This window comes from Sinorhizobium glycinis, from assembly GCF_001651865.1.
Taxonomy (GTDB): Bacteria; Pseudomonadota; Alphaproteobacteria; order Rhizobiales; family Rhizobiaceae; genus Sinorhizobium; species Sinorhizobium glycinis.
In genome coordinates, this window is sequence record NZ_LPUX01000061.1 from 1 (window position 1) to 13011 (window position 13011).

The 13011-nt window shown below is 63.5% G+C and carries 10 protein-coding genes; 6 read left to right on the plus strand and 4 right to left on the minus strand.

All coding sequences use genetic code 11. The features are described from left to right. Positions 1–95 precede the first annotated feature (95 nt). Complete coding sequence (locus tag AU381_RS15580; protein WP_064242665.1) at positions 96–992, minus strand: LysR substrate-binding domain-containing protein; 897 nt, start codon at positions 990–992, stop codon at positions 96–98. Positions 993–1094: 102 nt separating this feature from the next. On the opposite strand from AU381_RS15580, the gene AU381_RS15585 reads away from it, so the two are divergent. Further along, positions 1095–1298, plus strand: a complete 204-nt coding sequence (locus tag AU381_RS15585; protein WP_064242666.1) for a hypothetical protein — start codon at positions 1095–1097, stop codon at positions 1296–1298. Positions 1299–1463: 165 nt separating this feature from the next. Here AU381_RS15585 and xdhB read toward each other — a convergent pair whose 3' ends face one another. The 3 genes from xdhB to AU381_RS15600 form a co-directional block, all read right to left on the minus strand. Continuing rightward, the gene (gene xdhB, locus AU381_RS15590; RefSeq protein WP_064242667.1) at positions 1464–3800 is read right to left on the minus strand and encodes a xanthine dehydrogenase molybdopterin binding subunit; all 2337 of its coding nucleotides are present in this window, start codon (positions 3798–3800) and stop codon (positions 1464–1466) included. Positions 3801–3965: 165 nt separating this feature from the next. Next, entirely contained in the window at positions 3966–5453 is a 1488-nt protein-coding gene (xdhA, locus tag AU381_RS15595; protein ID WP_064242668.1) for a xanthine dehydrogenase small subunit, read from the minus strand. A 21-nt stretch (positions 5454–5474) separates the two neighbouring features. After that, a complete protein-coding gene (locus AU381_RS15600) occupies positions 5475–6251 on the minus strand; it encodes a 3-hydroxybutyrate dehydrogenase (protein ID WP_064242669.1) in 777 nt (258 codons plus the stop codon). Positions 6252–6535: 284 nt separating this feature from the next. Here AU381_RS15600 and glpK point away from each other — a divergent pair, with 284 nt between their 5' ends. From glpK to sbmA, 5 genes are all read left to right on the plus strand, one after another. After that, complete coding sequence (gene glpK / locus AU381_RS15605) at positions 6536–8029, plus strand: glycerol kinase GlpK (protein ID WP_064242670.1); 1494 nt, start codon at positions 6536–6538, stop codon at positions 8027–8029. A gap of 286 nt (positions 8030–8315) precedes the next feature. Then, positions 8316–9356: an LLM class flavin-dependent oxidoreductase gene (locus AU381_RS15610; RefSeq protein WP_064242671.1), complete on the plus strand. Its 1041-nt coding sequence runs from the start codon at positions 8316–8318 to the stop codon at positions 9354–9356. 68 nt (positions 9357–9424) lie between these two features. Further along, entirely contained in the window at positions 9425–10174 is a 750-nt protein-coding gene (gene map, locus AU381_RS15615; protein ID WP_064242672.1) for a type I methionyl aminopeptidase, read from the plus strand. A 265-nt stretch (positions 10175–10439) separates the two neighbouring features. Then, a complete protein-coding gene (locus AU381_RS15620; RefSeq protein WP_244520090.1) occupies positions 10440–11573 on the plus strand; it encodes an MFS transporter in 1134 nt (377 codons plus the stop codon). Positions 11574–11738: 165 nt separating this feature from the next. Continuing rightward, positions 11739–13001: a peptide antibiotic transporter SbmA gene (gene sbmA / locus AU381_RS15625; RefSeq protein ID WP_064242673.1), complete on the plus strand. Its 1263-nt coding sequence runs from the start codon at positions 11739–11741 to the stop codon at positions 12999–13001. The last annotated feature ends 10 nt before the right edge of the window (positions 13002–13011 follow it).

Here is a 13011-nt window from a genome sequence, read left to right on the forward strand (position 1 = left end):
TCAACGCTCCTCTTTTGCTGCGGGTAACTGGCCGGCATCATAGCGGCAACCGCCGGCGCGGGGGCGTCCACATCATCAAGCTGTTCAGTGCCGACTTAAAGGCCTCCCGGGTTGAGTTCACGCAGGACCCAGTCGCGAAAGGCGCGGATCTTCGGGGCATTGCGGCGGGCATGCGGATAGACAAGCCAATAATCGCGTCCGTCGTTCGCGTGCAGATCGAAGGGTTGGTAGAGCCTTCCAAGCGCGACCTCGTCCGCATAGAACGCCGGCGTTAGGATAGCGACACCCTGACCGGCGACCGCGGCGCGCGCCTCGAATGTTTGAGCGCCAAGTCGGCTGGCGGGTCGGCCGGCAAGGTCCGGATCGTCGACGCCGGCGGCGCGGAACCAGAGGGGCCACCAGGGATCGTTCGGATCGATGATCCTGAGCTTCAGAAGGTCGCGCGGTTCATGCACGCCGCCAATGGTCTCCGCGAGTGCCGGGCTCAGCATCGGGGTAAACTCGCCCCGCATCAGCGGATGGCCGACAAGGCCGGGCCAGTCTCCTTTACCGTATCGGATGGCGATGTCCGCGGCTTCCTGGGCGAGATCGATGATCTTGTCGCTCGTCGACAGTCGCACCGCGATATTCGGATGCGCGAGATGGAAGGTGCCTATATTGCGAGCCAGCCATTGTGAAGCGAAGGTTGCAGTCGAGTGGATGCGGAGAGCCGCGCCTATATCCCCGCGCGCCGAGGAAACGGCGTCCTGCAGCAGTTCGAAGGCTTCCGTAACCTTCGGCGCCAGCCGCTGTCCCACTTCGGTCAGCGTCACTTGGCGCGGGCGCCTCAGGAACAGCGGCTCGCCGACATTCTCCTCGATGAGCTTGATCTGATAGCTGACGGCCGTCTGCGTCATGCCGAGTTCCTCGCCGGCCTTGGTGAAGCTGCCGAGCCGGGCGGCCGCCTCGAAGACCCTCAGCGCATTCAACGGGAACTGCTTCGACATCTTCATGGATAATCTCTCTTGATGCATGCAGACGGATGTTCGGTTGGAATTCGAGCATCTTTGCCGGCATGCTGCAAGTCAACTTCACCGCTTCTGAAGAGTGTTAAAATGTCTTGCGATGTATTGGAATATGCTGACAGAAAGCCGCTTGTGTCGTTCAGCGGCGCGATGCGGCTCGCGGCGTCGGCGCTTCGCCGGATGCGTGGACGGAATTTGAAACTCGACCTCGACTCCACGTCCGAATACATGAAAAAGGATTTGGGGTTCCTCGACGGGCGCATGCCCCGGCGCGACGATGAGATGCTGCGGTAAGGTGAGCGTTTGCCCCTCATCCGGCCTGCCGGCCACCTTCTCCCCGCAGGCGGGGCGAAGGGGGCTTGCCGCGCCGCCCAGTTCCCTCTCCCCGTCAGAATGGGGAGAGGGTTAGGGTTAGGGTTAGGGTGAGGGGCTATTTTTCAACCAGTTCCTCGACGCCGCTCAGCGTCCCCTGAGACGCTCCACCGCCATCAAGACGCGCTCCGGCGTCGCCGGCGTGTCGAGGCGGGGGCATTCGCGATAGTCGGCGATGCTGGCGACAGCCATCGACAGCGCCTCGAGCACCGAGATCGGCAGCATCAAGGGGGGCTCTCCCACCGCCTTCGAGCGGCCAATCGTTTTTTCGGCATTTTCCGACCATTCGGCGAGGCGCACGTTGAAGATCTTCGGCCGGTCGGAGGCGAGGGGAATCTTGTAAGTGGAGGGGGCATGGGTCCTCAGCCGCCCCTTCTCGTCCCACCAGAGTTCCTCCGTCGTCAGCCAGCCCATGCCCTGCACGAAGCCGCCCTCGACCTGGCCGATGTCGATCGCCGGGTTGAGCGAGCGGCCGACGTCGTGAAGCACGTCGACCCGGTCGACCAGATATTCGCCGGTCAGCGTGTCGATCGACACTTCGGAGACCGCGGCGCCATAGGCGAAATAGTAGAAGGGCGTGCCGCGCCCGGCGGCACGGTCCCAGTGGATTTTCGGCGTCTTGTAGAAGCCGGCGGCCGACAGTTGCACACGCGCCGCATAGGCCTGGCCGATGAACTCGGCGAAGGGCACGAACTCTTCGCCGATCTTCACGTGGTTCGGGACGAAGGTGACATTCTCGGGCGTCGTCTGCCAGCGCTCGACGGCGAAGGCGACGAGGCGCGCCTTGATCTGGCGGGCGGCGTCGAAGGCGGCCATGCCGTTCAAGTCGGAACCCGAGGAAGCGGCGGTGGCGGAGGTGTTCGGCACCTTGCCGGTCGTCGTCGCGGTGATCTTCACCCGGCCGATATCGATCTGGAAACTGTCGGCCAGAACCTGTGCCACCTTGGTATAGAGACCCTGGCCCATCTCCGTGCCGCCATGATTGAGATGGACCGAGCCGTCATTATAGACGTGGACGAGCGCGCCCGCCTGGTTGAGATGGGTGAGGGTGAAGGAGATGCCGAACTTCACCGGGGTGAGCGCGATGCCCTTGCGGATCACTCGGCTCGACCGGTTGAACTCGACGATCGCCGTCCGCCGCGCCTGGTACTCGGCGCTCGCCTCCAGTTCCTCGACGATCCGGCGGATGATGTTGTCTTCGATCTTCTGGTGGTAGGGAGTAACGTTGCGATCGGAATCCTTGTCGCCGTAGAAGTTCAGCTTGCGGATTTCGAGCGGATCCTTGCCGAGCGCATAGGCAACCTCCTCGATGATCCGCTCGCAGCCGACCATGCCTTGCGGCCCGCCGAAACCGCGAAAGGCGGTGTTGGAAACCGTATTGGTCTTCAGCGGTTGCGAGGTCAGCTTCACATGCGGATAGAAGTAGGCGTTGTCGGCATGGAAGAGGGCCCGGTCGGTCACCGGTCCGGAAAGATCGGCGGAAAAACCGCAGCGCGCCGCATAGGTCGCCTGAACGGCGAGGATTTGCCCCTCATCGTCGAAGCCGACATCGTAGTCGACGAGGAAGTCGTGGCGCTTGCCGGTGGCCACCATGTCGTCGTCGCGGTCTGGTCGGAACTTCACGGCGCGGCGCAGCTTGCGCGCGGCAACGGCGGCGAGCGCGGCGAACTGGTTGCCTTGCGTCTCCTTGCCGCCGAAGCCGCCGCCCATGCGGCGGACATTCACGGTGACGGCGTTCGATGGGACGCCGAGCACCTGCGCGACCATATGCTGGATTTCGCTCGGATGCTGAGTCGAGACCCAGACGGTCACTTCGTCATCCTCGCCCGGAATGGCGAGCGCGATGTGCCCCTCCAGGTAGAAATGCTCCTGGCCGCCGATCCGCATTTTGCCCTTGAGCCGCCGTGGAGCGCGCTTGAGTTCTGCCTCCGCATCGCCGCGCTGGAGCGTCAACGGTGGCGTGACGAGTTCGCCGCCTCCGGCCATCGCATCGGCGACATCGATCATGTGGGGCAGGTCGCGATAGGTGATCTTCGCGAGCCGTGCGGCACGGCGGGCAATATCGCGAGTCTCGGCGATCACCGCAAAGGCCGGCTGCCCGTGGAACTGCACGCGACCTTCGGCAAGCACCGGCTCGTCGTGCAGGTGGGTGGGGCTGATGTCGTTCGAATGCGGCATGTCCTTCGCGGTCAGCACTGAGACGACGCCGGGGAGGGCGGCGACCGCGGAGAGGTCCATGTCAACGATTTCCGCATGGGCACGGTCCGTGAGGCCAAGGGCGCCGTGCAGGGTGCCGGCGGGTTCCGGCATGTCGTCGATATAGTCGGCGGTTCCGGCGACGTGCTTGTGGGCGCTGTCGTGCCGGAGCTCGTTGTGCATCGGGCCGGTGATGGTTGTGGGCTCTTCGAAGGCGGATTTATCCATGCCGGTGGTCCTTTTCGAAGAAGGCGCCCCTCATCCGCCTGCCGGCACCTTCTCCCCGCAAGGCGGGGAGAAGGGATGTTGCGGCACCGGCGTCCCCTCTCCCCGCGAGCGGGGAGAGGGCTAGGGTGAGGGGCAACTTCCTAGCGCAGATGTAGAAGCCGGCATTCATGCTACATCCTCGAAGCGCTCGATCTGAGCCTTCTCCCCCATGCTCTCCAGGAAGAAACGCATCAGCAGGTTCTTCGCTGCCAGCATTCGATAGGCGCCGGTGGCGCGCCAGTCGCTGATCGGTTGAAAATCCGTCTCGAAGGCCGCCTGCGCTATGCGCACCGTGTCCTCCGTCCAGGGCTGCCGCATCAAGGCCGCCTCGACGGCCTTGGCTCGCTTCGGCGTTGCAGCCATGCCGCCGAAGGCGATGCGGGCAGTCTTTACCCGGTCGGCTTCGAGCGAAATACGGAAGGCGCCGAGCAGGGCGGAGATGTCCTCGTCGCGGCGCTTCGTCACCTTATAGGCGGCGAAGCGGTCGTCCTCGGCCAGCGCCGGAACGAAAATGCTCTCGACGAATTCGCCCGGGCGCCGGTCCTGCTTGCCATAGGCGATGAAGAAATTTTCGAGCGGCAGTGAGCGCGTGCCGTCCTTTGAACGCAGGCTGACCGTTGCGCCGAGAGCGATCAGCGGCGGCGGGCTGTCGCCGATCGGCGAACCGTTGGCGATGTTGCCGCCGATCGTGCCCATGTTGCGCACCTGCTCGCCGCCGAGGCGGTCGAGAAGCCGGCCGAAGCTCGGGTAGGCTGAAGCAAGGGCTTCGAAGGCGGCCGTGTAGCTGACGCCGGCGCCGATCGCCAGGCCTGTCTTCGAGCTTTCGATCCTCTGCAGTTCCGGGATGGCGTTGATGAACACGACGGGATTGAGCGACCGCATCTGCTTCGTCACCCAGAGGCCGACATCGGTGGCCCCCGCGACGATCGTCGCCGTCGGATAGTCGGCAAGCGCCGTTGCGAGGCCGGCCGTGTCCGCCGGCACGATCAGACAGTCCTCTTCCTTCCGAACAATGATCGTTTCGCTCTGACGGAGCGCCTTCAGCCGGGCCGCTACTGCTTCCCGCGTGCGGGTGATCGGATCGAAGACGACAGCGGGGCGCTCCTTGGCGGCGGCTTCCGCCGCTCGCAGGATCGGCTCGTAGCCGGTGCAGCGACAGAGGTTGCCCTGCAGCGCCTTCTCGATCGCAGCACGGCTCGGATTATCGTTCGTCAGCCACAGCGCATAGAGCGACATGACGATACCCGGCGTGCAGAAGCCGCATTGGGAGCCATGGAAATCCACCATCGCCTGCTGCACCGGATGGAGCGTCCCGTCGCTGCCGGCCAGATGCTCGACGGTGACGACATGCGTGGCGTTCATCGAGCCGACAAAGCGGATGCAGGCATTGACGGTTTCGTAGACGAGGCTTTCGCCATCCTTGCTGTCTATGGCGAGCCGACCGACGAGCACGGTGCAGGCGCCGCAGTCGCCCTCGGCGCAGCCTTCCTTGGTGCCGGTGAGGCGCCGCTCAAGCCTGAGAAAGTCGAGCAGGGTTGCGGTCGGCGCAACGTCGGAAAGGGCGATCTCCGTGTCGTTCAGGATGAAGCGGATGCTGTCGGATGCCTGTGCCATCACGTCCTTCCCGATCCCGCTCTATTGCGCCGTCCAGCCGCCGTCCATCGAGACATGCGTGCCGGTGATCTGGGCGGCATCGTTGCTGGCAAGATAGAGCGCAAGCGAGGCGACCTGCTCGACGGTTATGAACTTCTTGGTCGGCTGGCCCTTGAGCATCACGTCGTTGATCACCTGTTCCTCGGTGATGCCGCGCGTCCTCGCCTGGTCCGGTATCTGCTTTTCGACGAGCGGCGTCAGCACATAGCCCGGGCAGATCGAATTCACGGTGATGCCGTTTTCCGCCACCTCGAGCGCGACTGTCTTCGTGAGCCCCATGATACCATGCTTGGCCGCCACATAGGCTGACTTGAAGGGCGAGGCGACGAGGCCGTGCGCCGAGGCGATGTTGACGATGCGGCCCCAGCCCTTCTCCTTCATGGCGGGGACCGCCGCCCGGATCGTGTGGAAGGAGGAGGAGAGATTGATGGCGATGATCCGGTCCCATTGCTCGACCGGAAAATCCTCGATCTTCTCGACGAATTGCACGCCGGCATTGTTGACGAGGATATCGGTGCCGCCGAAGCGCGCGGCAGCGGTCGCCATCAGATCGGCGATCTCGGCCGGTTTCGTCATATCGGCGGGGTGATGGAGGACGGCGCCGGCGCCGAGGCCGGCGACCTCGTCCGTCACCATCCTGATCTCGTCGGCCGCACCGAAACCGTTCAACACGATGTTGGCGCCCGTCTTGGCAAAGGCCTTGGCGATCGCCAGCCCGATGCCGCTCGTCGAACCCGTGATGACCGCTGTCTTCGTCATTCTCGATCTCTCCCTCGGCGCCGCAGGCGCCGTCCACCCAAAGCACGCGACCGTGCCGCTACCGCGCGCTTGTTTTGCAACGCAACAGCCTCAGCCTACGCGCAAAAGAGCGGCGGTGACAATTGTGTTTTTCGGGCCGGCGACGCAGAGTTTGGTGCCCTTCTGCGCCGGGCAACGAGTTGCGTTTTGTTTTCGTTTGACATTCGTTTTCCCGTCGTATTGAAGTCTTCCGAAGGCTGTCGCCAGAGGAAGGGCGGCATCTGTTGCGTGCCGAGGAGGGGCATATGGGCGGATACATTCTCGCGATCGATCAGGGCACGACGTCCACGCGGGCGATCGTTTTCGACAGCAAGCAGCAGGTCGCGGGCGTCGGCCAGAGAGAATTCAAGCAACACTTTCCAAAATCCGGCTGGGTGGAGCACGACCCGGAGGAAATCTGGGAAACCGTTCTTTTCACCATCCGGCAGGCGATCGACAAAGCCGGCATTGCCGCAAGCGATATCGCCGCGATCGGCATCACCAATCAACGCGAGACCGTGGTCGTTTGGGATCGCGCCACGGGCAAGCCGATCCACAACGCCATCGTCTGGCAGGATCGCCGCACTGCTTCCTTTTGCGACAAGCTCAAGAAGCAAGGCCTCGAAAAGACCTTCACCAGGAAGACCGGGCTGCTGCTCGACCCGTATTTTTCCGGCACGAAGCTCAATTGGCTGCTCACCAATGTAAAGGGAGCGCAGGCGCGTGCCGCCAGGGGCGAGCTTTGTTTCGGCACCATCGACACCTTCCTCATCTGGCGGCTCACCGGCGGCAAATCCTTCGCCACCGATGCGACCAATGCGTCCCGCACGCTCGTCTACAATATCGTCGACAATCGCTGGGACGACGAGCTCTCCGACATCCTGCGCATCCCGCGGGCGATGCTGCCGGAGGTGAAGGATTGCGCCGCCGACTTCGGCATCACGGACGCCTCCCTTCTCGGTGCGGCGATCCCGATCCTCGGCGTCGCCGGCGACCAGCAGGCGGCAACGATCGGCCAGGCCTGCTTCAAGCCGGGTATGCTGAAATCGACCTATGGCACCGGCTGCTTCGCGCTGCTGAATACCGGCAAAGACATCGTCCGCTCCAAGAACCGGCTGCTGACCACCATCGCCTACCGTCTCGATGGCGAGACGACCTATGCGCTCGAAGGCTCGATCTTCGTTGCGGGCGCCGCCGTCCAATGGCTGCGCGACGGGCTGAAGGTCATCAAGGCGGCGCCCGACACCGGCACGCTTGCCGAGAGCGCCGATCCGACTCAGGACGTCTATCTGGTGCCGGCCTTCACCGGGCTTGGCGCACCGCATTGGGATCCCGACGCCCGCGGCGCTATCTACGGGATGACGCGCAACACCGGTCCGGCGGAGTTCGCCCGCGCCGCTCTCGAGTCCGTCTGCTACCAGACGCGCGATCTGCTCGACGCCATGCACCGGGACTGGCGCAGCAACGGCAAGGACACGGTGCTCCGTGTCGACGGCGGCATGGTTGCCTCCGACTGGACGATGCAGAGGCTCTCCGATCTCCTCGACGCGCCGGTCGACCGGCCGGTGATCCTCGAAACGACGGCGCTCGGCGTCGCCTGGCTCGCCGGCAGCCGCGCCGGCGTCTGGCCGAACCAAGAAGAATTCGCCAAGTCCTGGGCCCGCGACCGGCGTTTCGAGCCGAAGATGGACGGAACGACCCGCAAGGGAAAGCTCAAAGGCTGGCGCAGCGCGGTCAAGCGGACGCTGATGGCGGCGTAGCTGGGCAGCCTTGGATTTTCTCAATACGGCTGGGGATGCTACCGAGATTTGCCCCTCTCCTCGGGTTTAACCCGAGGACTAAATAGCCCTCTTCCCCGCACGCGGGGAGAGGGGACTGAGGCGGCGCGGCTTGTCCCTTCTCCCCGTCAAAACGGGGAGAAGGTGCCGGCAGGCGGATGAGGGGCAAAAATTCCGCGCCCATTTGAAACGGTGTGTTTCCGAAACCCGCATTTGCGGCCCGCTCGCGCGCCGATTATCTCTGGGCGATCGACAACAGGACCCCATCATGGAACTCGGGCTTTATACCTTCGCTGACGTAGACCCCAATGCGGCCGACAAGGGTGCGGAAGGGCGCCGCCGACTTGCCAATCTGCTGGAGGAGATCGAGCTTGCCGATCAGGTGGGCCTAGATGTCTTCGGGCTCGGCGAGCATCACCGGCCCGATTACGCGGCCTCGGCGCCGGCGGTGATCCTCGCAGCGGCGGCGCCGCGCACCAGCCGTATCCGCCTGACGAGCGCGGTGACGGTGCTGAGCTCCGACGACCCGGTCCGCGTCTTCCAGCAGTTCGCGACGCTCGACCTTGTCTCGCATGGCCGCGCCGAGATCATGGCCGGGCGCGGCTCCTTCATCGAATCCTTTCCGCTCTTCGGCCAGTCGCTGGACGACTATGACCGGCTTTTTGCCGAGAAGCTGGAACTGTTGCTGGCGATCCGCGACAGCGAGAAGGTGACCTGGTCCGGCGAATTGCGGCCGCCGATCGACGGTCGCGGCGTCTATCCGCGGCCGCTGCAGGAGCCGCTGCCGCTCTGGATCGCCGTCGGCGGCACGCCGCAGTCGGTGGCCCGCGCCGGCGCGCTCGGGCTGCCGATGGCGCTCGCCATCATCGGCGGCGAGCCGCGGCGGTTCGCGCCGCTCTTCGATCTCTACCGCGAGGCGGCGCGCCGCGCCGGGCAGGATGCATCGAAGCTGAAGACCAGCATCAATGTGCATGGCTTCATCGCCGACACGACGGAGATGGCGGCCGACCAGTTCTATGGGCCGCAGGCGGAAGTGATGAACCGCATCGGCCGCGAACGCGGCTGGGGGCCGACGAACCGCGCCCATTTCGACCAGGCACGCAGCCCTACCGGCAACCTCTTCCTGGGGGATCCAGAGACGGTGGCGCAAAAGATCGTCGCGCATCAAAAGCTATTCCGCAACGATCGCTTCCTGCTGCAGATGGCGATCGGACCGATGCCGCATGACCGGATCATGCGCGGCATCGAGCTCTACGGCACCAAGGTCGCGCCGCGGGTCCGCGAGATATTGGTGGAAGAGAGCAAGTAGCGGATAACCGCCCGGCACTGGTATCTGCCGCGTCAGCACGCTACATGTGCGCGCGAAAGCGAGACACCATGACCCTCAACAACGACGAAGATCTCGAGCGGCTGAAGGAAATCGGCCGTGTCTGCGCCAATGCGCTCCAGGCGATGGGCGAGGCGCTCGAACCCGGCATCACCACGGCGGAACTTGACGCGATCGGCCGGAAGGTGCTCGAGGAGGCGGGCGCGCGCTCGGCGCCGGAGCTCTGCTACAAGTTTCCCGGGGCGACCTGCATCAGCGTCAACGAGGAAATCGCCCATGGCATTCCGGGCAGCCGGGTGATCCGCGCCGGGGATCTCGTCAACATCGACGTCTCCGCCGAGAAGGACGGCATCTTCGCCGACACGGGCGCCTCCTTCCCGGTTCCGCCGGTGACGGCCGCGATCGACCGGCTCTGCCGCGACGGCAAGCGCGCCATGTGGGTGGGCTTGAAGCAGGTGCGGCCGGACCAGCCGCTGGCTTCGATCGGCAACGCCATCGGCGAATTCGCCCGCAGGAACCGTTATTCGCTCGTGACCAACCTGGCGAGCCACGGCATCGGCCGGTCGCTGCACGAGGAGCCGGCCGAGATCGCCACCTGGCCGGACCCGTCCGAGCGCCGGCGGATGAAGGAGGGCATGGTCTTCACCGTCGAGCCGTTTCTCTCGATGGGCGCGCACTGGGCCGAGGGCGGGGATGACGACTGGACGCTCTACAGCGAACCGCGCGCCCCGACGGTGCAATACGAACATACGGTCGTCGTGACGCGCGGCGGACCGCTGGTCGTGACGTTGCCGGGCTGAGCAGGCGGGGGTGCCGCCAGGCTGCTATCGTTCGATTCCATCAATCGAAGCTTCAATTATAATGATTTGTCGCCTTCTTGCTGCGATGCAATAAGGAGACATGAACACGCTCCACAGATTGCCGGGTCGCGACGAAAAGCACGTCAGCACGACCGACGGCACTGATCCGCGTCGAACGGGGCAGGCGGAGGAGCTCTCGCCTTCGGCGCCTCATGCGATTTCAGGCGGCAGTCTCGCCGCGACGGCGATCGCCGGGGCCCTTGCCATGGCCGTCGCCATGGGCTTCGGCCGCTTCTCCTATACGCCGATCCTGCCGGCAATGATGGCGGATGCAGGGCTTTCACCGGCGGATGCCGGGCTGATCGCTTCGGCCAATTTCGTCGGCTATCTCACGGGCGCCGTGCTTGCCGCCTATGGCTGGGCGCATGGCTACGAGCGCCGGATCGGCCTAGCTGCACTCGGCGCCACGACGCTCTTGCTTGCGGCGATGGGACTGACCTCGTCCGTTCTCGCCCATAGCATCGTCCGTTTCCTTGCCGGCCTGGCGAGCGCCTTTGCGATGATCTTCGTATCCGGGATCGTGCTGGCGCAGGGGCTGCGCGCGAAATCCGAACATGTGCCGTCGGTGCATTTCGGCGGCGTCGGTTTCGGCATCGCACTTTCCTCGCTCTGCGTCTGGGCGGCGCCGCTGGCGGGTGTTGCCGGCCTATCCGCGTCGCAGGCGGATTGGTTCACCGGCGCGTTCGCCGCGCTTGCGGGGACCGTTCTCGTCGCTGCCCTGCTGCCGGCCAGCCATCACGTCGGGAATGGGGCTGAGCGGGAGGCGCCGCTTGCCTGGACGCGGCCACTGAGGGTGGTAACGCTCACCTACGGCTTCTTCGGCTTCGGCTATGTGATCACCGCGACCTTCCTTGTCGCCATGGCGCGTGATGCGAGCGGCGGCCACAGTGTCGAGTTCCTTGCCTGGCTGATCACCGGCGTCAGCGCCGCGCTGTCGGTCTATCTGTGGCGCTTCGCCGTGCCGCGGCTTGGGCTTGCAGGCGTGTATGCCGCGGGCCTTCTGGTCGAGGCGGCAGGCCTCGTGCTGACAGTTTCCTTGCCTTTGCCCTACGCGCCGCTTGTCGGCGGGCTGATGCTCGGCGCCACCTTCATGATGGTCACGGCCTATGGCCTGCAGATCGGCCGTCGGCTCGCACCCGAAAGCCCGCGCCGCGCACTCGCCTTCATGACCGCCGCCTTCGGCATCGGCCAGATCATCGGGCCGCTCATCGCCGGCTGGATCGCGGAGCGGAGCGGGAGTTTCGCATTGCCGACGCTGGTCGCGGCTGTCGTTCTGTTCTGCTGCGGTAGTGTCGTGGTGCTGGAACTGCGAAGGATCAGCGCGGCGCTAGGGCGGTGAAGCCTTGCGATGTTTCGGGCGCTCGGGACGGCATTTTCGGGCGGAGCTTGATGAATTAACAGTAACATTCACAATGCGTAATTGTTGCGACGTGCAATTTGCCCTAGTTTCGGCCGCATCAGGAGGCAAGTCGTTGTCCTCCAAGAAAATCGAGAGTGCCGTCCCTTGTTCCAATCCTTCTTTCCGCAACCCAAGCCGTTCTTCACATCCGCGATAATCTGGACCATCGTCACGATCGCGTTCTGGTACACCGTCGGAGCCAATTTGGGCGTCTCGTTCGGCGCCGGGCCAATGGCGGAAGGGACCGAACCGACGGGCGCCGCCTACTTCGTGACACCGGACAAGTTGTATTTCTATTTCTATTTTCTCTTGTGTGGGGGCCTATTCGGCGGGGCCTGGAGAATCTACGATCGCGAGCATCGCTGGTTCAATTGGTCTGTTTGGGGAAGTATATTTATAATATTTTCCACATACTTTGGCGTTTTGGTTTCTCTGGCGGTCAACAACTGGCGGCGCCCGTTCTTCGACCTTTTGCAGGCAGCGCTGGAGCACAAGCCGGGAGTCACTGCGGCGGATTTCTACACTCTTCTGATAAAATTCTCGGAAATCGGGGCAATCGCGGTTTTCGTTTTCGTTATTACGCGGTTCTTCATCAGTCATTACGTATTCCGCTGGCGGACTGCGATGAACGAATTTTACATGTCGCAATGGAGCAGGCTTCGCCATATCGAAGGCGCTTCTCAGCGTGTACAGGAAGACACGATGCGCTTTGCCGACATCTCGGAAGGTCTGGGGGTCAATCTCATTGACGCCGTTATGACGCTGGTTGCGTTCTTGCCACTCCTTCTTTCGCTTTCGAAGCACGTTCCCGACCTTCCCTTTCTGGGTGCAGTCCCATATTCGCTGTTCTGGCTCGCCTTGACATGGTCGATATTCGGCACTGTTCTGCTGGCGGTCGTGGGCGTTAAGCTTCCTGGAATCGCCTTTCGAAACCAGCGTGTGGAGGCTGCGTATCGTAAGGAACTGGTTTACGGCGAGGACGACGAGTCGCGAGCTACTCCGCCGACTGTCTCCGATCTTTTCAGTAATGTACGCCGAAATTACTTCAGGATGTACTTCCACTACCTGTATTTCAATATGGTGAGATCGATTTATAACCAGGCTGACAGTGTCTTTGTATACTTCTTTCTGGTTCCGACGTTTGTTGCTGGAACGATTACGATGGGTATCTTGCAGCAGATCCTGACGGCGTTCGGGCAAGTCAGCAGTTCGTTCCAATATCTCGTCAACTCATGGACGACGATAATTGAATTGTTGTCCATCCATAAGCGCCTGCGCGCCTTCGAATCGATTCTCTATGAAGAGCCGCTGCCGGAGATCGATCAGCAGTTCATCAAAGTCGGCGGCAAGGAAGAACTGGCGCTTTAGACGCGCCGCA